The organism is Campylobacter sp. CFSAN093260 (assembly GCF_012890095.1).
GTDB lineage: Bacteria > Campylobacterota > Campylobacteria > Campylobacterales > Campylobacteraceae > Campylobacter_D > Campylobacter_D jejuni.
On the sequence record NZ_CP040618.1, the window covers coordinates 885582 to 905514 of the forward strand.

At 30.1% G+C, this 19933-nt stretch carries 16 protein-coding genes, 7 tRNA genes and 1 pseudogene; 2 read left to right on the forward strand and 22 right to left on the reverse strand.

Going from position 1 to position 19933, the window contains the following annotated elements; genetic code table 11:
* Positions 1-2: 2 nt before the first annotated feature.
* From FBF22_RS04535 to secA, 12 genes are all read right to left on the reverse strand, one after another.
* Complete coding sequence (locus FBF22_RS04535; protein ID WP_002885671.1) at positions 3-3515, reverse strand: acyl-[ACP]--phospholipid O-acyltransferase; 3513 nt, start codon at positions 3513-3515, stop codon at positions 3-5.
* A gap of 44 nt (positions 3516-3559) precedes the next feature.
* Positions 3560-3940, reverse strand: coding sequence for a hypothetical protein (locus FBF22_RS04540; RefSeq protein ID WP_002853267.1), 381 nt, complete (start codon positions 3938-3940; stop codon positions 3560-3562).
* 66 nt (positions 3941-4006) lie between these two features.
* Positions 4007-4083, reverse strand: a tRNA-Asp gene (locus tag FBF22_RS04545).
* Between the two features lie 51 nt (positions 4084-4134).
* Positions 4135-4210 (reverse strand) — tRNA-Val (locus tag FBF22_RS04550).
* 6 nt (positions 4211-4216) lie between these two features.
* Positions 4217-4292 (reverse strand) — tRNA-Arg (locus FBF22_RS04555).
* Positions 4293-4311: 19 nt separating this feature from the next.
* Positions 4312-4387 (reverse strand) — tRNA-Lys (locus tag FBF22_RS04560).
* Positions 4388-4391: 4 nt separating this feature from the next.
* Positions 4392-4468 (reverse strand) — tRNA-Asp (locus FBF22_RS04565).
* A 51-nt stretch (positions 4469-4519) separates the two neighbouring features.
* Positions 4520-4595 (reverse strand) — tRNA-Val (locus FBF22_RS04570).
* Between the two features lie 7 nt (positions 4596-4602).
* Positions 4603-4678: transfer RNA gene (locus tag FBF22_RS04575), tRNA-Lys, on the reverse strand.
* Between the two features lie 61 nt (positions 4679-4739).
* Positions 4740-5525, reverse strand: coding sequence for an amino acid ABC transporter permease (locus tag FBF22_RS04580; RefSeq protein ID WP_002885219.1), 786 nt, complete (start codon positions 5523-5525; stop codon positions 4740-4742).
* A 22-nt stretch (positions 5526-5547) separates the two neighbouring features.
* Positions 5548-6753 (reverse strand): ABC transporter permease, encoded by a 1206-nt coding sequence (locus FBF22_RS04585; protein WP_002853329.1) that lies wholly within the window; start codon positions 6751-6753, stop codon positions 5548-5550.
* A complete protein-coding gene (gene secA, locus FBF22_RS04590; RefSeq protein WP_002885216.1) occupies positions 6750-9338 on the reverse strand; it encodes a preprotein translocase subunit SecA in 2589 nt (862 codons plus the stop codon). The genes FBF22_RS04585 and secA overlap by 4 nt, the downstream gene beginning before the upstream one ends.
* 99 nt (positions 9339-9437) lie before the next feature.
* Here secA and lolA point away from each other — a divergent pair, with 99 nt between their 5' ends.
* A complete protein-coding gene (gene lolA, locus FBF22_RS04595; protein WP_002885213.1) occupies positions 9438-9947 on the forward strand; it encodes a LolA-like outer membrane lipoprotein chaperone in 510 nt (169 codons plus the stop codon).
* Here lolA and FBF22_RS04600 read toward each other — a convergent pair.
* Both FBF22_RS04600 and pif1 read right to left on the reverse strand, forming a co-directional pair.
* The gene (locus tag FBF22_RS04600; RefSeq protein ID WP_002885211.1) at positions 9944-10678 is read right to left on the reverse strand and encodes a hypothetical protein; all 735 of its coding nucleotides are present in this window, start codon (positions 10676-10678) and stop codon (positions 9944-9946) included. The genes lolA and FBF22_RS04600 overlap by 4 nt on opposite strands.
* Before the next feature lie 9 nt (positions 10679-10687).
* A pseudogene (gene pif1, locus FBF22_RS04605) lies at positions 10688-12030 on the reverse strand (ATP-dependent DNA helicase Pif1).
* A 48-nt stretch (positions 12031-12078) separates the two neighbouring features.
* Between pif1 and FBF22_RS04610 the strand changes: the two are divergent.
* Complete coding sequence (locus FBF22_RS04610; protein WP_002885209.1) at positions 12079-13425, forward strand: SH3 domain-containing C40 family peptidase; 1347 nt, start codon at positions 12079-12081, stop codon at positions 13423-13425.
* 11 nt (positions 13426-13436) lie between these two features.
* On the opposite strand, the gene FBF22_RS04615 is transcribed toward FBF22_RS04610, so the two are convergent.
* The 8 genes from FBF22_RS04615 to purH form a co-directional block, all read right to left on the reverse strand.
* On the reverse strand, positions 13437-14309 hold the full coding sequence (locus FBF22_RS04615; RefSeq protein ID WP_002885206.1) for an N-carbamoylputrescine amidohydrolase: 873 nt from the start codon (positions 14307-14309) through the stop codon (positions 13437-13439).
* On the reverse strand, positions 14306-15193 hold the full coding sequence (locus FBF22_RS04620; RefSeq protein ID WP_002853291.1) for a cation diffusion facilitator family transporter: 888 nt from the start codon (positions 15191-15193) through the stop codon (positions 14306-14308). Before FBF22_RS04620 ends, FBF22_RS04615 begins: the two co-directional genes overlap by 4 nt.
* Positions 15190-16167 carry an agmatine deiminase family protein gene (locus tag FBF22_RS04625; RefSeq protein WP_002859225.1) on the reverse strand — a complete coding sequence of 326 codons (978 nt, stop codon included), beginning with the start codon at positions 16165-16167 and terminating at the stop codon, positions 15190-15192. Before FBF22_RS04625 ends, FBF22_RS04620 begins: the two co-directional genes overlap by 4 nt.
* 98 nt (positions 16168-16265) lie before the next feature.
* A complete protein-coding gene (locus FBF22_RS04630; RefSeq protein WP_002860707.1) occupies positions 16266-16700 on the reverse strand; it encodes an META domain-containing protein in 435 nt (144 codons plus the stop codon).
* Between the two features lie 15 nt (positions 16701-16715).
* Positions 16716-16835: a hypothetical protein gene (locus FBF22_RS08655; protein ID WP_002886201.1), complete on the reverse strand. Its 120-nt coding sequence runs from the start codon at positions 16833-16835 to the stop codon at positions 16716-16718.
* A gap of 15 nt (positions 16836-16850) precedes the next feature.
* Positions 16851-17384 carry a methyl-accepting chemotaxis protein gene (locus FBF22_RS08660; RefSeq protein WP_002867433.1) on the reverse strand — a complete coding sequence of 178 codons (534 nt, stop codon included), beginning with the start codon at positions 17382-17384 and terminating at the stop codon, positions 16851-16853.
* A gap of 456 nt (positions 17385-17840) precedes the next feature.
* Positions 17841-18302 (reverse strand): hypothetical protein, encoded by a 462-nt coding sequence (locus tag FBF22_RS08665; protein ID WP_002885201.1) that lies wholly within the window; start codon positions 18300-18302, stop codon positions 17841-17843.
* A gap of 98 nt (positions 18303-18400) precedes the next feature.
* Positions 18401-19933, reverse strand: a complete 1533-nt coding sequence (purH, locus tag FBF22_RS04650; RefSeq protein ID WP_002885200.1) for a bifunctional phosphoribosylaminoimidazolecarboxamide formyltransferase/IMP cyclohydrolase — start codon at positions 19931-19933, stop codon at positions 18401-18403.

The following is a 19933-nucleotide window of genomic DNA, read 5'->3' on the forward strand; positions in this document are numbered from 1 at the left end:
AATTATATAGCTAAATTTTTAGCTAATTCTTTAACTTTTTTAAGATCAACTTTTCCTGAACCTAGGAGGGGAATTTTTTCTATTTGAAAATAATATCTAGGTTTAAAAAGTGTAGGTATATTAGAATTTTTTATAGCCTCACATACTCCTTCAAAAATTTCATTATTGCATTCTATGAGTAAAACAATTTGTTCCCCTTTTTTCTCATCTTCTAAAGATGTGGCACAAAATTTAACCACTTCAGTGTCTATAAATTTGGCAATTTCTTCTTCTATTGCACCCAAAGAAATCATCTCTCCGCCAATTTTTGCAAAGCGAGAATAACGATCGACAATATATAAAAAACCATCTTCATCCAAATGTCCCTTATCTCCCGTGTTGTACCATCTTATGCCATCAATTTCTTTAACCACTTCATCGGTTTTTTCTTTGTCATTAAGATAGCCTACCATAACTTGATGACCGCCTATAAGTATGAGTCCATCTTCATTTGTTTTTAAATTTTCATAATTATTTGGATCAACAATACGTACCGCAGTTCCAGGTAGAGGCATTCCTACGCTTCCTTCTTTATTGGCACGATGTATAAGCCAATAATCCGCATCAAAACGATTCGGTAAATTTACACTCGCTACAGGTGTGGTTTCCGTAGCTCCATAACCTTCAAAAATGCTTTTTTTAAACTTCATTTCAAAAGCAGTTCTTACTTCATTTTTTAGTTTTTCAGCACCTGATACAACTATTCTTAAGCTTTCAAACATTAAAGCATCAAGCTTTTTATTTCTTGCATAAATTCCTAAAAAGGTTGAAGTTCCACACATAATAGTGACATTATTTTTAGCAACAGCTTTGGCAACCCCTAAGGCATCGGTTGGATCTGAAAAAGTGATGCTTTTAATACCTTCAAGCAAAGGCAAAAATGTAGTTACGGTAAGTCCAAAAGCATGAAAAGGTGGTAAAGATGAGAGAATGACATCATTATTTCTTGTGCAAAGCACATCAGAAATTTGTGCTATATTGCTTAAAATATTACGGTTATTGAGCATAACACCTTTTGGAGAACCTTCACTTCCACTACTAAATAAAATAGCTGCGATGGCAAGATTGTTTTTTGAAGGAGTGAAGATGCTTTTGAGTATAAAACTAGGTATAATACTAACTGCTAGCATCATGCTAAAAATTTTAGTTTTTTGCATTTTAAAATCTTCTACAATATCTTCAAAATAAATTAAATGTATATTTGTATCGAAATTTAGGTTTATACCTTTATTTGCTAATTTTTCTAAAAAAGTTTTAGAAGTATAAATTTGTGAAATTTGCGCATTTTTTATAGCTGCTTTTAGAGCTTTTTCTCCAGCAGTGAAATTAAGATTTACTGCAATTTTTTCTGCGATTAAAACAGATAGATTGGTTAAAGAACTTGCAAAAGAAGCAGGTAGTAAAATTCCTATAGCTTCCTCTTTAGGAGCGTAACTTCCACGCTGAGGGTTAATGTTTAATTCTTTGGATTTTCTTTTAATAAAAAAATTAAGAATTAAACTAAGACTCAACATTTTTCTATAAGAAATATCTCCAGCTAGCGTATCGATAATAGCTATTTGATTTAGATTTTTTTTAGCTGTATCTATCCAAGCTCTTGCTATAGTATGCATAGCTTCACATTGTGATTTCCAAGCCATAAAAGAAAGTTCAAAAACTTTAGCTTTAACTTCATCTTTTTTAGAATGCAAAGACATAGCTTTACCAAAAGCTATAGCAATTTTTCTTTTATTTAAAGTGCGGTTTCTTGCTGAAAATTCTTCATCGCTTCTTGAAAAAGCGCTACCCCAAAGTCCTCTTATATAAAAAGGAATAATTTTTCCATCATCTTCGCTTAAATATTCACAAGCTAATTCAAATCCTGCTTTAAATTCATTTAATTGTCCATGTCGTGAAAGTGTACCTTCAGGAAATAAGCAAACTAAATTACCTTCTTTGATATGCTTTGCTATCAGTTCTAAACTCGTCTTACTTCCTGTACTTGATACAGGAATAATACCAAATTTATCAAGAAAAAATTTAATATACCATTTAGAATAAATGCTTCTTTCCATAACAAAATAAATTTTTCTTGGAATTGCCATTTGTACAACAGCCCAATCAATAAAAGAAATATGATTACCCAAAAGTAAAGCTCCACCTTTTTCTGGTATATTTTCAAAACCTTCTACAAGTAAGCGGTATCGTTGTAAAAAAGCTATGCTTAAAAGTATACGCACTAAAGAAAAGGGAAGTTTTAAAAGTATATAAAAACTTCCTATAAAGGTTACTAAAGCAATAAAATAAAACAAATAAACCACATTGATTTCAAATTTTGCAAATAAAGTTGCTAAGAGTAAAAATCCTAACATGGCAATATTTTGAAAAAAATTATTTCCTGCAAGAATTTGTCCCAATTCATTTTCTTTGGCATGAAATTGGATTAAAGTATTTAAAGGAATGATAAAAAGGGCTCCGCAAAATCCAAAAAAGAAAAATAAAAAACTATAACTTAATAAACTTATAAAACAAGGCATTAAAAAAACCATTAAAAACATACCCGATGCACCAAGTGGAATAAGTCCAAGTTCTATATAATTTTTTGAAAATTTACCAGCTACTAAAGAGCCTAAAATCACTCCTATACCAGAAAAAGCGAGTGAAATTTGCACATAAAAAGTATTTTCTATGAAAAGTTCATTTTTGGCAAAGACAGGAAAGCTGACAAGATAAAGTTGAGATATAGCCCAAAAAAATGAAATTCCAATTATGCAAAACCAAATAGTTTTATTTTTAAAAACAAGCTTAAGATTATTTATTAGAAGTTTTCCACGGATATAATCTTTTTTATTAAAAACTAAATCTTTATTTGTTTGTTTGAGCTTAGGTAAACGACATGCAAAAAATACTTCGATACAAGAAAATAAAATTAACACAATTCCTAAAGGTGCTACTTCTTTTAAAATTTCATCTGTTTGATTATACATAGAACTATAAAGACTTTCAAAGCTTAAAGAAAATAAAGCCATTCCCGCTAAGATTGCCACAATGCTTACCGCATTAATTACACCATTACCCATAGCAAGAAAGTCTTTTCCTACGAGTTCTTTAATAAAACCGTATTTACTTGGTGAATAAATCGCTGCTTGTGCTCCCATTATAAAAGTAAAAATAAAAGCCATCCAAAAAGCACCGCTATAGTAACAAATGCAAATTATTAAAGTGAGTATAACATTGAAAATTGCTGAAATTTTCATTACAATATTTTTTGGATATTTATCCGCTAAAAAACCCGAAGGAGAAAGCATAAGAATAAAAGGAAGTAAAATCAAAGCATTAACTATAGCATTTAAAAATAACTGCTCACTTCCTTCATAGGCCTTATAAATAGTATTTTGAATAATAATTTTATGTCCCAAATCCACAAAAGCATTGATGAATGCTATAAGTAAAAAAGGAATTAATCCGTAAATTTTCAAAAAAGATTTTTTTTGCATTATTTAAACCTCGTCAATTAGCACTTATTTTACAAAAGAATTTATCAGTTTTTAGGAAAATTATCTATATTATCTTTTAAAATAATTCCATCGATTTTTAATTTATAAAATTTTTTAAAATTCTCTAATTTATCAACAATCATTAAAACCCTACTATCAAAAACATAAAATTCTGCAACCTTACTAGCAAATTTTGCAAGTTTTTTATCATTACAAAGCAAAAACTTAGCTCCTAAAGCATTGGCTAAAAATATCTCATCTTTATTTTGAACTAAAATAGCAAATTCAAAATCATTTTGACTTAAATAAGAAATCAATTTTTCATCATAAACAATACAATAAACTTTATTATCTTTAACTTCTTCAACACTTTCAATAAAAGAAAAATCTAAATTTTTTAATAATTTATGTCCAATAATAAGCATTTTTTTCCTTAGCTCTATTTTTTATTATTTTGTAAATTATACTTATAAAATTGTTACCAAGCAAGATGGCGCAGCGGACGGGGCTCGAACCCGCGACCTCCGCCGTGACAGGGCGGCATTCTAACCAGCTGAACTACCGCTGCATCCAAAGTAAAGAAGTAGAGATTATAAAACCTATTTATGATTTTATAAAATGGTGGTCACTATAAGACTCGAACTTATGACATCCACCTTGTAAGGGTGGCGCTCTACCAACTGAGCTAAGCGACCTATGATTGGCGACCCCTAGAGGATTTGAACCTCTGTTTCCACACAGAGAGAGTGTTGTCCTGGGCCACTAGACGAAAGGGTCATAACCCTAACAATAAAAATGGTGTCCCGTGTTGGATTCGAACCAACGGCCCCCTCCTTAAAAGGGAGATGCTCTACCGGCTGAGCTAACGAGACAATATGGCGCAGCGGACGGGGCTCGAACCCGCGACCTCCGCCGTGACAGGGCGGCATTCTAACCAGCTGAACTACCGCTGCATCCAAAGTAAAGAAGTAGAGATTATAAAACCTATTTATGATTTTATAAAATGGTGGTCACTATAAGACTCGAACTTATGACATCCACCTTGTAAGGGTGGCGCTCTACCAACTGAGCTAAGCGACCTTTATAATGGTGTCCCGTGTTGGATTCGAACCAACGGCCCCCTCCTTAAAAGGGAGATGCTCTACCGGCTGAGCTAACGAGACATTTTCTGAAATAAAAATGTGATTATGCCAAAATTAGCTCTATTTGTCAAGCTTTTTTAAATCATTTTTGGCATTTTCTCTCCAAATAACGAGAAAATATACTTATAGGTAAAGTCAAAACAAGATATGTAATAGCCAAAATTACATAAGCTTCAAGAGTAGCAAAAGTATAAGAATTTATCTCTTGCGCACTTTGGGTTAATTCATTTACAGCAATAACGCTTAATAAGGAACTATCTTTAATTAAATTTGCAAATTGTCCACTCAGCGGTGCTAAAATATTTTTTAAAGCTTGGGGAAAAATTACATACGCAAAAACCTGCATCTCTTTTAACCCTAAAGCCCTAGCGCTCTCAAGCTGAGATATAGAAATACTTAAAATTCCAGCTCTAAATATTTCAGCTAAGTAAGCAGCAGAAAAACATGATAAAATAATAACTCCAGCCACATATCGATTATCAAGTCCTAAATTATTTGCAATGATATAATATATCAATAATACCTGCACTAGTAAAGGGGTTCCTCTGACAAGCTCTATGTAAAATGTAGATAAAAATCTTAAAAAAACAATCGAACTTAAAGAAAAAGTACAAAAAACTCCACCCAAAATTATACTCAACAATAAAGAAAAAAAACTGATTATTAAAGTATTTAAAAAACCTTGAAGAAATTTTTCTTTATAGGTTGCAATTGCGCTAAAATCAAAATGATAAGCACTTATACTAAAACTACAATAACAAAACAATATTAAAAATAAAATCAAAAGAATTAAATTAGTGATTATTTTTGACTTTGATAGAGGTTTTAAAGGTTTAAAATTCTTATTTTTTTGAGTAAACAAAGACAATAAAAATCTCCAAAATTACAATTTATTCATTTCTTAAAGTATCTAAAATATTAATTTGAGTTGCTTTTTTTGCAGGATAAAAAGATGATAAAGCTATGATTATTAAAGCACCCACAATGGTTAAAGAAAAATCCATTAAAGATAAATCAAGTGGTAATTTACTGGTTCCATAAACATCAACAGGTAAAGTTACAATATCAAAATTTCCCAAAAGCCATAAAGCAAAAAATGCAAGTACCACACCCACTATCATACCACCACCACCAATAAGCATACCTAAGGCAAAAAAACTCTTTTTTACCTCATTTTTGCTTGCACCTAGAGCAAGTAAAAGTGCTATTTCACTGCGACGATTCATTACTATCATCAATAAAGAACTTACTATATTTAAACTTGCAACCAAAATAATAAGCATCAACACTATAAAAAGCGCTCTTTTTTCAAGTTCTAAGGCTGAAAAAAAATTTTTATTTTGCTCCCACCAACCCACCACAGCATAATCATCTTTTAAATAAGATTTAATTTTTTCAACATCCTTAAAAGCATTATCGCTATATACATGAATTCCATCATAATTTGGATTTTTAGGTATTCCAAGTACTTTTTTCAATGCATCAACATCTGTGTACATATAAGCTTTATCATAAAATGCAAGCCCTGAAGTAAAACGCGCTTTAACATCAAAACGTTTAGTTTGCGGTACTAAAGAAAATCCACTAGGATTAAGATTTGAAAAAATAAGTGAAAGTTTGTCATTTTTATGCAAACCAAATTCATCAGTAAGTGCTGATCCTACAAGTATATCAAAACCACTTAAATTCTCATCCTTTAAAGCTTTAGCAACCACTTCGTTTATTTTTTTTTCATCATTAAAATTAACGCCAAAAAGCACACCACCTTCAAAACGATTATCTCCCTTTACAACAACTTGAGTGCTTAAATAAGGGCTAAATAACAAATTTGGAAATGTTTTTCTTAACTCATCTATAAATTCATCATTTACAGGAGCGTAGAATTTAGGCAAAATAGTAATAGGATAATTCATCACAAAAAAGCGTTTTTCAAATTCTTTATCAAAACCATTCATAATTGCCATAGCTACAAGCAAAACGCAAAGTCCTACACAAACTCCTAAAAAGGCCAAAAGCATAGAAAGATTGATAAAGGGTTGCTCTTTATCAAATCTTAAATACTTAAAAAGTAAATATTTTAAAACGCTTTTATTCAAGCTAAAATTCCTTGCTTAGGACCACTTTTTCCATGGCATTCTTTAAATTTTTTTCCACTTCCGCAAGGACAAGGAGCATTGCGTGGAACTTTTTTAAATTCAGCTTCGCCAAGATTATCTTCGCTTGCGCCCATTTCTACTGAGCTTTGAAGTAGCTTTTCATTTTCTTCATTGGCTTTATTTTCTAAATTTTGCGCCTCTTCTTGATTAAATTGCACGCTAAAAAGTAGTTTAATACTATCAAATTTAATACGATTGACCAACTCCAAGAAAAGATTATAACTTTCTTTCTTATATTCCACAAGAGGATCTTTTTGATTGTATCCACGAAGTCCTATTCCTGTTTTTAAAATATCCATTTGATACAAATGCTCTCTCCAAGCATTATCCAAAACTTGCAAATATAAAATACGCTCTATATTACGCAATTCTTTAATCTCAAGTCTTAACATCTTTTCATTATAAGAATTTTCAAGAATTTGACTTAGCTTGTCTTGCATTTCAATGACGCTTAAATTCTCAAAATCTTTTTCACTAATCTGAGTTGAACATTCATACAAAATTTTTGCTTTCAAATTTTCAAAATTTACATTAGAACCGCTTTCGTCAAGCATATAATCATTCATTACATTTGCGCTATATTCAGCGATATTTTGAGAAATTTTAGCTCTAATATCATAGTTTTCATCTAAAAGCTCATTACGATAACGATAAATAGTTTTTCTTTGTTCATTTGCTACATCATCGTATTCTAACAAATGCTTTCTGCTTTCAAAATGCAAGCTTTCAACTTTTTTTTGCGCATTTTCAACCGCTCTTGTAACGATTCTTGATTCTATGCTTTCGCCCTCTTCTATGCCCAAGCGATCCATAATACTTTTAATACGATCCCCACCAAAAATTCTTAAAAGATTATCTTCTAAACTTAGATAAAAACGACTTATTCCAGGATCACCCTGCCTTCCTGCACGACCACGAAGTTGATTATCAATACGGCGGCTTTCATGTCTTTCTGTACCGATGATATAAAGCCCACCCAAAGCCCTAATCTCATCATCGATTTTTATATCTACACCACGACCTGCCATATTTGTAGCGATAGTTACAGCACCTTTTTTACCTGCATCTTGGATAATCAAAGCTTCTTGCTCGTGATTTTTAGCATTTAAAACATGATGAGGGATTTTCTCTTTTACAAGCATATTGTGAAAAACTTCACTGCGCTCTATACTTGCGGTTCCTACAAGTACAGGCTGACCTTTAGCATTGGCTTTTTTAATCTCTTCAATTACAGCTTTGAATTTTTCATTTTGAGTTTTATAGATAAGATCATCTTTATCTTGTCTTTTAATAGGAATATTTGTCGGTATAGAAATAACATCTAAACTATAAATTTGAGAAAATTCAGTCGCTTCTGTTTGTGCAGTTCCTGTCATACCTGCAAGTTTATTGTACATTCTAAAATAATTTTGAAAAGTAATATCTGCTAGAGTTTGGCTTTCTTCTTGAATTTTTACATTTTCTTTAGCTTCTAAAGCTTGATGCAATCCTTCGCTAAAACGACGTCCTTCGCTTAAACGCCCTGTAAATTCGTCAACGATGATAACTTCATTATTTCTTAAAACATAATGCACATCTTTTTCAAAAAGATTATGTGCTTTTAAGGCTTGATCAAGCTGATGAGCTAAGATAGCATTATCAAGACTGTATAAATTTTCTACGCCAAAAAGTTTTTCAGCCTTAGCAATACCTGCTTCTGTAATTAAAATATTACGATTTTTCTCATCTACTACAAAATCACCCTCAGGTTTTGCAGGGGGTAAAACTGCTTCACCTTTTTGCATTTGTTTAGCTACTTCATTGGCTTTAATATAACCATCTAAAGTACGATTTGTAGGACCACTGATGATAAGCGGAGTTCTTGCCTCATCAATTAAAATACTATCTACTTCATCTACGATAACAAAATTATGCTCTCTTTGAACTTTTTCAGCTTTTGAAAATTTCATATTATCACGCAAATAATCAAAACCAAACTCATTATTGGTTCCATAAGTAATATCACAATCATAAGCTTGCTTGTGTTCTATATCACTATTTTGAGAAGAAAGCACCACGCCAACACTAAAACCTAAAAAATTATAAATCGCACTCATTTGCTCAGCATCTCTTTTGGCTAGATAATCATTTACTGTAACGACATGTACGCCTTTGCCACTCATGGCATTTAAAACAACAGGTAAGGTTGCTACAAGAGTTTTACCTTCTCCTGTTTTCATTTCTGCGATTTTTCCATCGTGCAAAATCATACCACCGATTAACTGCACATCAAAATGACGCATATTTAAAGTTCTCTTACCTGTCTCTCTGACTATAGCAAAAACATCATTTAAAACATCATTTTCGTTTTTTTCTCCGCTTAAAATTTGCTCTTTAAATTTTGCAAATTCGGCTTTTAATTCATCATCGCTTAAATTTTGATAGTTGCCTTCTAAAGCATTGATTTGTGCTACACGCTTGAAATATTTCTTAACTTCACGATCATTTTTTGTGCCAAACACGGCTTTTAAAGTATTTAAAAACATTTTTAAACCTTTATAAATTTTTCAAACTATCATTATAACGATTATTTAATTAAAATTAGCTAGAATGACATAAAAAATATATTTTTTTAAGGAAAATAAATGAAAAAAACATTCTTGATATTTTTTATTTTTATAGGACAACTTTTTGCCCTTGATCTTAATTTTAATACCTTTTCAAGCAATTTTACCCAAATAGTGAAATCCAAAAACTCTACACTTTCTTATTCTGGGCATTTTATACTGAGCAAAAATCAAGCATATTGGAGTTATGATACTCCTAGTAAAAAAGAGATTTATATCAACAAAAATCAAGTAACCATAGTAGAGCACGATCTAGAACAAGTCATTTTCTCTCATCTTGATAACATTCCAAATCTTAATGAAATTTTCAAAAAAGCAAGTCTTATAGATAAGGATAAACTTGCAGCAAAATATGATAATATAAACTATACAATTAAGCTTAATGAAGAGCAAATTCAAAGCATATCCTATAAAGATGAATTTGAAAATGATGTTATAATCAATCTAAATAATCAAATTAAAAATCCAAAAATCAACTCCGATATTTTCAAGGCAAAAATTCCGCAAAATTATGATATAGTTCGCTAATTTTGCGTTGAATTTTCATCAAGCTTTATATCATAGCCTGTTTGTGGCAAATGATAAGGCTTGCTTGCGTTATTTTCTTTGAATATTTGTGGAGGATTGGCGATTAAATCTCTTTTAATTTTTTCTTCTATATCTGGAGTCATTTTAGGTGTATTTAAATTATCTATATTGATTTCTCCATTGTCATTTTTATTTTCTTCATCTGGATCTTTGAAAAGCTGTTCAACTTGCTTGACTTCTAAATTTGGAACACTAGGAGTTGGGATCTTTTCAACACTAGGAACTTGAGTTTTAGGAACTTCTAAGTTTTCAAGTGCTTTTTTTACCTCGCTACCCATACCCTTCTCTTTAGCCTCAGTACTTTCTAAAAAGCGTTTAAACTCCTCTAAATCAAATTTTTCCACTCCGCTTAAAGATATGATATATATATCATCTAATTCAATCTTATACTTCTTATCTAAAAATTTTTCTAAAGTTTTTTTGAAATTATTTTTTCCAATTTCTGTAAAAATATCTTCGTAAAAAAACCCTGAAATTACCGTATTTACAGCATCAATTAACTTATTTTCATTTTCTTTTAAATTATTCCCATCAAATTCCAAAGAAATTTCAACTTTTTTAAGAACATTTGCTCCACTTTTAGAATACAAATCTGTTCTTATTTTATCTATTTCAAGATTTTGAGCATTTAAACTCAAAACCAAAAAAACACTTAAAAATATTTTTTTCATTTAATGCCTTTAAATGATTTGTTCTTGTATTTCGAGATCTAAAAAATTATGTTTTTTATAAAATTCAATCACATTAGAATCTATTTTTAAAATATTAGCAAAATAAAATCCAAAATTTATCTTTTTTGTAGAATAAATTTTTAAAGTATTTGGGTTTGTAGCGCGAGAAAGAGCGACATAAAGCTGTCCATTTTCAAAAATATGATCAATATCACACACTAATTTTTCAATACTCATACCTTGTGATTTGTGTATAGTAATAGCATAAGCTAATTTAATAGGAAACTGTGTAACACTTGCGAGAATATTAACAACAAAATCTTTACCTGATTGCTCAAGTTCTTCCATGAAAAAAGTATAAGGTTCAAGTAAAATTTTTATCCCATTATTTTTAATAATGCTAATATAAATTTTCTCCTCTTCATAAAGAATATCTTCTATAATGCCTTGCTCTCCATTATAATAATTCTTATCCCAATTATTTACACAAAAAATAATACGAGCGCCTATTTTAATATTTAATTCTTCCAATATATTTAAGCTTCTAATCCAAGAATCAAGCTCTTCATCTTTTATTCTCTTATCTTCTTTTTTAACCTGAGCCTTAAAGCATACAAGCGGGGTATCAAGTTTGCTTAATTTTTCTTGATTGATATTGTTTACTTTTTTATTGATACCACAAAGCAAAGTATAATCATCTTCTAAATTTTTTAATTCTTTATAATCAATTCGCAAAGATTTAAAAAAGCTTAAAATTTTTTCATCTAAAAAACCTTGTCTAATCAAAGATAAATGGTTATAAAATTCCATATTTTGCGTTCTTTTAGGTTGAGAAAGTTTAATATTCTTAAAATTTAAATCTTGCCAAAAAAATGAAGAAAAAACATAATAAGAATGGTTAAATAAAGTTTCTTTTTTTTCTTTAATTACTGGAGGCAGTTGAAAAAAATCTCCAACAACTAAAATTTTTCCATTAAATTGAGAATTTTTAAGTCTAAAGCCTATCATTTCAAAAACATTTGCGCTAACCATGGAAATTTCATCGATAATAATAAGCTCAATCGTTTTTAAAAGCTCTTTAAGTTTTGTTAATTTTTCTTTTTGTTTTTGATTGCGATCCAATGCACTTAATTTCATCATATCATCACAATACCCTAAACAAAAAAAGCTGTGTAAAGTAACACCGCCTATATTAAACGCCGATAGAGCACTAGAACCAAGAGCTATGGCTAATTTTTTTGTTTTCTATAAGATTTGATAAGCTCATTTGTCAAAAAGCTTTTACCAACTCCAGCGCCACCACTTAAAAAAACATTATCATAAGCTAAAATTTTTTCTAGTTTATCAAGCATTATATTTCCTTAGCTTTAATTATAACTATTTTTTCTAAAAGGTTGATTATGAAATCTTGTTTATATTTTACTTTTATAGTGCTATTTTTAACAGCTTGTTCAACAAAAAATTTAACTTCACTCCATCATGAAAATTTAGAACAAAAAAATGAAAATAAACATTATGCAAAACTTGAATACGAACAAAATGTAAGCATTTTGCCACAATTTACTTACGATATTAATTTTGATGCAAAACGATATAAAAAATATTTCTTTAACCCTTGGCATGATTCATTTAAAAACTACAAAGGACAAAATATTTTTTGGTCCTTTCCTTTATATTTAAATTCAAAAAATACTTATTATTTTTTCAATAAACAAATTATTCCGCTTTCATGGTTTAAAAATGCTATAAATAACGCAAATATCCAAGAATTTGGCAAACTTAATCAAAAAGCTTTGATTATCCAAAATACAATCATTAAAAATCTTCCAACCCAAAGAGCTATCTTAAAAAATCCTTTTTTTGAAAATGAAGGAATTCCTTTTGACTATGCAAGCGATGGCATTTTAAATACTGGATCCCCTGTCTTAATTTCACATTTTAGTAAAGATAAGCGTTATGCTTTTGTTTTAGGTGAAGCTGGATTTGGATTTGTTGAAAGTAAAAATTTGGAATTTTTCTCAAACGATAGAGCGAAAATCTATGAAAATCTCAACTTTATCACACCACTAAAAGAAAAATTTGCTATCTATAGCGAGGATGGTAAATTTTTCTTTGAAAGTAGAATTGGTGCTATCTATCCTTACTACAAAGAAGATAAAAACTATTTTTATGGAAAAATAGGTTCTAAAAAATATAAAATTTCTAAAAAAGATGTATCTAAATTTCCTTTACAATTCAATGATAAAAATTTAAAAAATCAACTTTCACAAGTTTTAAATTTGCCTTATGGCTGGGGCGGTTATAATTTTGAAAGAGATTGTTCTTTACTAACTCGTGATATCTTTTCAGCTTTTGGACTTTATCTACCAAGAAATTCAGCTGCACAAAAAAATTCTTTTAATCATTTTGATATAAGCACTCTTAGTAATTCTCAAAAAAAAGATTTTTTAAACCGCTTTGGGAAAGCTTATCTTAGTTTACTTTATTTACCTGGACATATTATGCTTTATGCAGGACAAATTACAGATAATAATATTGCCATACATAATATATGGGGCTTAAGAAAAGATGCAACCCAAAGACTTCTCATAAGTTCTAGCGTCATCACTTCTTTAGAAATAGGAAAAAATGAAATTTTAGAAGATAATTTGCTTTTATCAAGACTTAAAGAAATAAGTTTTATAAATTTAAATGAACAAGAAAAAGAGCAAATAAAAAGCTATCTTGAAAATATACAAAACAAATAAGATTTATTGATTTAATCAATAAATCTTTTAGTTAAATCTGCAAAATATTCTATGCGTCTATCTCGCAAAAAAGGCCACCAACGACGCACATTTTCACTTCTTTTTTTATCTATTTCTATGATTTTTACACATTCGTTTTGAGAATCTAAAAGACAAAGTTCTTCACCTTGAGGGCCAAAAACAAAAGAATTTCCCCAAAATCTAATGCCCTCTTCTATCCCGCTTACATCTTTTTCAAAACCTACTCTATTGATAGCTGCTACATATAAACCATTAGCTATAGCATGTCCTTTTTGTACGCCAAGCCAAGCATTGAGCTGTCTTTGTTTTTCTTCATCTTTATCCTTATCAAACCAACCAATTGCCGTGGGATAAATAAGAATCTCAGCTCCTTTTAAAGCCATAATTCTTGCTGCTTCAGGATACCACTGATCCCAACAAATAAGCACTCCAAGCTTACCTAAACTTGTATTTATAGGTTCAAAACCCAAATCTCCAGGAGTAAAATAAAATTTTTCATAAAAACAAGGATCATCGGGTATGTGCATTTTGCGATATTTGCCTGCTATAGAACCATCTTTTTCAAAAACCACTGCAGTATTATGATAAAGTCCGGCACTTCGTTTTTCAAACAATGAAGCAATAAGCACTATTTGATTTTTTCTAGCTATATTTGCCCAAAATTTCACATCTTTTTCATAATCATTAGCATAGTCAAAAAAATCCACATTTTCACTTTGACAAAAATACTCACTTTGATGAAGTTCTCCCAAGCAAACAAGCTCAGCTCCTTGTTTAGAGGCTTCTTCTATAAATTCGCAAGTTTTTTTTATAGTTTGTTCTTTATTTAAATGAAATTTTTGTTGTATTAAAGCGATTTTCATTGTCTTTGCCTTTCTTGTTCTGCATCATCATAAGGATCTAAATGAATTTGTATATCCCATTTTTCATTTTCAAACATCTTACGCACACCTTCTTCTATTTCATCTGAAATTTTATGCGCATTTAAAAGCGAAATTATAGGGCAAAAAACCAAATGCACGCTTAAATAATTACAACTTGGAGTTTTACGCGTCTTTAATTCATGATAGGAAATTATTTCAGGATTATTAGAAATCAAAGTACAAATTTTATCCACTTGTTCCTTAGGTAAAGCCTCATCCATTAAAAAAGCTAAAGCTTTTTTAATGATTTTAAAAGCAGAAAATGCCGTATAAAGACTGATCACTATCCCAAAAATAGCATCAATAATATGTAAATTTGTAAAATAAATCAAAACCAAAGCCCCTAAAGTACAAGTATTGGTTAAGCAATCTGTTTTGTAATGCAAAGCATCACTTTCTATAATCAAACTTTTGGTTTTTTTAGCTACATAATTTAAAAAAAGTACAAGAAAAAAAGTCATAATTAAAGCAAAAATCATCACATAGATGCTTGAATTTAAATCTTTAATTTCTTCTTTATAATAAATCTTTAAAATACTCTCATAAAAAATAAAAATCCCCACGCCAACTATAAAAACACCTTCTAACAAACCCATTAAAGCTTCAATTTTAGAAAAACCAAAATTATAATTTTCATTCGCCTTTTGTGAGCTTTTTTTAAGAGCCAAAAAATTAAAAGCAGAAATAGCAAAATCCATTAAAGAATCAATCGCACTTGAAAGTACTGCAACAGAACCACTTGTTAAGCCTACTATAAATTTAACCAAGGCTAAAACAATGGCACATAAACTTGCTACAAGAGTTGCTTTTTTTTGCAAACTCATCTTAAACCTTTGAAACGATTTTGACAAGAACAATGCAAAGAACCGTTTTGTCGTAAAAACACTCTTGCATCTACTCCTATAATTTTATGACTAGGTAAAGCTTTAGAAAGTCTTTTAGCTATGATTTCATCATTTTTATCCTTATAAAAAGGCACAATTAAAGCATTATTTATAAAAACAAAATTCGCATAAGTTGCGCCCAATCTTCTTCCTTCATAGTATAAAGGATTAGGTATAGGAAGTTCTACTAAATCAAAGCCTGTTTTTTTAAGCTCTTCTTTCATTTTTTGCAAAGGCAAATAATGTTCATCCTCTTCATCTTCACAAATACAATGTGCTATGGTATTTTTATCTATAAATCTTGCTAAGGTATCGATATGATGATCTGTATCATCACCTTTTATGAAACCATTTTCTAGCCAAATAATTTGCTTTAAACCAAAAATTTCTTTTAATTTTATATCAATTTGAGTTTTGTTTAGATGAGAATTTCTATTTTCATTTAAAAGACAATGAGAGCTTGTAAGCATCACACCCTCTCCATTAAAGTCAATACTTCCTCCTTCTAAAATAAAATCAACCTTTTTAAGTTCCTCTTTAAATTTTTCTTTAAAAAGCTTAGAATTTACAGCATTATCAAGCTCACTTTGAAATTTATTTCCCCAAGCATTAAAAGTAAAATCAAGAGCCTTTAAACGACCATTTTCTATTATATCTATAGCTCCAAAATCACGTATCCAAGTATCATTGGTATCACATTTAAAATACTCTACATTTTTTATATCTTTAAAATTTTCAAAATCACTCTGTTTAGGAGCTATAAGTAAAACTTTTTGAAATTCACTCACTGCTTTTACAAATTCTTTATAACTTTGCAAAATTTCCTCTAAATAGGGATTCCAATCGCTTTTTTCATGGGGTAAAGAAAGCATGAGGTATTCTTGCTCACTCCATTCAGGAATTGATTTTATCATTTAACTACCTTTTTTGATAATAAAATTATAATTGTATCATTTTTTAGACTTTTGTCAAATTTAAGAAGATTACCTCGATATTTCGAGGCTTTAGGGTATTATTTAAAAAAGATCTTCATTTCATCATTACTTAAAACAAGTTTTCCATTTTCATTTGAAATTTTAAAAATTCCTTTGAAATTTGAAAGGAAAGAATTTTCAAAATCCATTACATCCATTGGATGACAAAGCATTTGAGTTGAAGCTACGCGATCACCTTCGATTTGCAAAGTATCCGCCTTAGTTTGGTAAGAACCAAAAAAACGATTACACCCTGAATAACCATAAAATTTATTATTTTCAAAACTAATATTTGGACTTTCCTCTGCGTTTTTTGGATCAAAAGTTTTACCATTAACTATAATTTTTTCTATTTTGAAAAGCTGATTTTGTACAAGTTCATTATTACCTTTAGAAGTAGATGAAGTAACAGAAGTACTAGCACAACCTGCAAAAAAAGTTGCAGCTAAAGCAATTTGAAGCGTTTTTTTCATTTTATTCCTTTAAATTTAAAATTGGTTAAGTTCGCTTTCGAGATTATGACACACTATTTTTAACTCATCTACAACTTGAAGTAGAATTTTAGAAATTTCTTCATTCTTTTCACTTACTTCAACATTTTCTTGCATACGAGAAAGTAAATTTTATATATTCTCTTGGGAAATTTTTATTTTTTCAGTACATTGAGTTACCAAAGCCCTAGCATCTTCGTTACATAATTTAACCTCATTAGCATCATCAACCAATAAAGCGGTGTCATCATTTAAAGCTTGTATACTTTGAGTATTTTTCTTTAATTCTGCGTTAACCTCATTAATACTTTGCAAAAGCTCTTTTGTAATTTGAGCTACATTTCCCAAAAATTCTTCACTGTTCTGAGCCAACTGCCTATCATCCTCAGCAATTACAGAAAAACCTAGTCCAAATGCACCAGCCCTAGCTACTTCTATGTCAGCATTTAGGGATGGTAATTTTGTTTTATCTGCGATCTTATCCATCATTTGAGTTGCTTTTTGTATATTACCTGCTTGATTAACCATGTTTTCAACTTTTTTAGCCAATTCATTTTCATTTTGGGATACTATTGATACTTTATTAGCAACATTAAACAAAGATTTAAGCATTTGCTCTAATAATAAAAAGGATTTTTCATTGGCGCTATTTGCCTTATTTGACAAACTAGCAAGTTCTCTAAGTTCATTGCCAACATTTGCACCAAGTTTAAAACTTTGATCTATTTGCTTATGACTTTGTGAACTGATATCACTTAAAAAATAGCATTTGAATTTAAAAGATTGCTTTGTTTTTCTACATTTTTTAAATTATGACTTGCACTGCTAACTGCCTTGTGAGTTTTTTCGATAAATTGATTGATATATCCACAAGCTAAAGCAATTTCATCTTGACCTTTAACTGAAATACGAGCTTTTAAAATTGCCGCTTCCTTGAGCTAATTCTTTAGCATGATTTAAAAGCTCTAAAACGGGCTTTCCAACAACAACTTTAAGCATTAAAAGAACCACCACAAAGGGTAAAAATCAAAGCAATAGTAAATATTATAATATAAGATTGACCGGTTTTGCTTATATCTTTTTAAACACCTTCTAAAGAATGTGATATATCCATAACCCCAATCACACTTCCTGTATTAGCATTTCATGACAAGTAACACAACTTTCATCTGCAATCAAAGGGCGTATCAATCTTAAATACACAACACCATTTATATTTTCTTCCAAAGCTTGAATTTTAGGATTTGAAAATTGTTCTATAATACGCTTATCATTTGAAATTTGAGGGGCTTTCATCTCAAAAAGATCTATAGTATCTTTTGAAGGATAAATTTTAATATCACTAATACCCTCTATACTTTTTACATCTTCAATGGCTTCTTTAATTTTTTCAGGATCTCCTAAATTCATAGCCATTCTCATTGTTTGAAAAACAGAAGTACTTACGGTATTTAAATTTGCCCTGCTCATTTTATTGGCAGTATTTTCAAAATCCAAATTTAAAATCACTTGCATTACAATGAAACTTATAAGCAACACCACAAAAATTGCAGCAGAAACCTTAAATCCTATAGTTTTAAACATCATAGTTTCCTAAAAATAAAATTTTTCGGAAATATTTTACACATAATTTATTTAATTTTTATTGAATTATGTGTAAAAAACATAACATTCCATTAAACTTAATGTAAGAAATGTCTTACTCCTGTAAAATAAAGCGCCATACCATACTCATCAGCCGCCTTTACCACTTCATCATCTCTTATACTTCCGCCTGGTTCTACTATAGCTTTAACTCCTACTTTACTTGCTTCATCTATGCTATCTCTAAAAGGAAAAAAGGCTTCACTTGCTAAAACGCAACCTTGCAAATCAAGCCCCATTTCTTTAGCTTTAGCGATTGCTACCTTTGCTGCATCGATTCTGCTTGTCATACCCATGCCTATAGCCACCATAGCGCCATTTTTTACATAAACAACATTGTTTGATTTGGTAAATGCTGCTATTTTCATGGCGATTTCAAGATCTTTTAATTCTTCCTTACTTGCCTCTCTTTGACTCATAAGCTTTGCATTTTTAAACTCATCTTCGCCAACTTCATCGCTGTTTTGATATACAAAACCCCCATCAATATGTTTAAAATCATATTTATCAAAACTGCGGATTAAAAATGAGCTTTCTTGAGTGAAAATTTTAATGCGTTTTTTACCTTCAAACACAGCTAAAGCTTTTTCATCTACATTGGCTGCGATGATTACTTCTACATAAATTTCATTGATTTTATTTGCTAAAGCCTCATCAAGAGTTCCATTGATTGCAACCACTCCTCCATAAGCACTAACGCTATCGCATTTTAAAGCATGTATATAGCTTTGTACTAAATTTTCTTTTATAGCAAAACCGCAAGGATTTCCATGTTTTACTATAGCAATAGCTGGAGCTTTATCGAAACTACTAGCCAAATTTAAAGCTGCGTTAATATCGGTTAGATTATTAAAACTTGCTTCGCCTTTAAGGGCTTTGAAATTTGCACTAAAAAAGGCATCAAACTCGTATAAAGCCCCTTTTTGATGTGGATTTTCTCCATATTTTGCATCAAATACTTTTTGTCCTACTATAAATTTACTCGCTCCAAAACCTCCGTTAAAGCGTTCATTCATATAATTTGCAATATAAGTATCATAATTTGCCGTATGCTCATAAGCTTTTATCATCAAATTTAAACGAAAATTCTCATCAATTTGACCTTTTTTTAAAGTCTCGATGACTTTTTCATAATCAAGCGGATCGCAAAGTACCATCACATCTTTATAGTTCTTTGCTGCACTTCTTATCATCGCAGGCCCACCTATATCGATATTTTCTATAATTTCATCAAAATCATCACTCATGATAGTGGTTTTTTTAAAAGGATATAAATTCACACAAACTAGATCAATTCCTAAAATTTCATTTTCTTTTGCTTGTTTGATATGATTTTCATTGCTTCTTTTGTGTAAAATTCCACCATGAATCTTAGGGTGTAAAGTCTTTACACGCCCTTCAAAAAGCTCAGGACTTTTTGTAAAATCACTCACTTCCATAACTTTTATTCCATTTTCTTTTAAAAACTTAAAAGTCCCACCTGTTGAAAGAATCTCAAAGCCTAAATTTTCAAGCTCTTTGCCAAATTCTACTATACCTTCTTTATCACTCACACTAAGCAATGCTCTCAT

Excerpts from the sequence above, each read along its gene's own strand:
- FBF22_RS04535 (WP_002885671.1), bottom strand. The coding sequence starts at position 3,515 with ATGCAAAAAAAATCTTTTTTGAAAATTTACGGATTAATTCCTTTTTTA.
- FBF22_RS04540 (WP_002853267.1), bottom strand. The coding sequence starts at position 3,940 with ATGCTTATTATTGGACATAAATTATTAAAAAATTTAGATTTTTCTTTT.
- secA (WP_002885216.1), bottom strand. The coding sequence starts at position 9,338 with ATGTTTTTAAATACTTTAAAAGCCGTGTTTGGCACAAAAAATGATCGT.
- lolA (WP_002885213.1), top strand. The coding sequence starts at position 9,438 with ATGAAAAAAACATTCTTGATATTTTTTATTTTTATAGGACAACTTTTT.
- FBF22_RS04600 (WP_002885211.1), bottom strand. The coding sequence starts at position 10,678 with ATGAAAAAAATATTTTTAAGTGTTTTTTTGGTTTTGAGTTTAAATGCT.
- FBF22_RS04610 (WP_002885209.1), top strand. The coding sequence starts at position 12,079 with ATGAAATCTTGTTTATATTTTACTTTTATAGTGCTATTTTTAACAGCT.
- FBF22_RS04615 (WP_002885206.1), bottom strand. The coding sequence starts at position 14,309 with ATGAAAATCGCTTTAATACAACAAAAATTTCATTTAAATAAAGAACAA.
- FBF22_RS04620 (WP_002853291.1), bottom strand. The coding sequence starts at position 15,193 with ATGAGTTTGCAAAAAAAAGCAACTCTTGTAGCAAGTTTATGTGCCATT.
- FBF22_RS04625 (WP_002859225.1), bottom strand. The coding sequence starts at position 16,167 with ATGATAAAATCAATTCCTGAATGGAGTGAGCAAGAATACCTCATGCTT.
- FBF22_RS04630 (WP_002860707.1), bottom strand. The coding sequence starts at position 16,700 with ATGAAAAAAACGCTTCAAATTGCTTTAGCTGCAACTTTTTTTGCAGGT.
- FBF22_RS08655 (WP_002886201.1), bottom strand. The coding sequence starts at position 16,835 with ATGCAAGAAAATGTTGAAGTAAGTGAAAAGAATGAAGAAATTTCTAAA.
- FBF22_RS08665 (WP_002885201.1), bottom strand. The coding sequence starts at position 18,302 with ATGTTTAAAACTATAGGATTTAAGGTTTCTGCTGCAATTTTTGTGGTG.
- purH (WP_002885200.1), bottom strand. The coding sequence starts at position 19,933 with ATGAGAGCATTGCTTAGTGTGAGTGATAAAGAAGGTATAGTAGAATTT.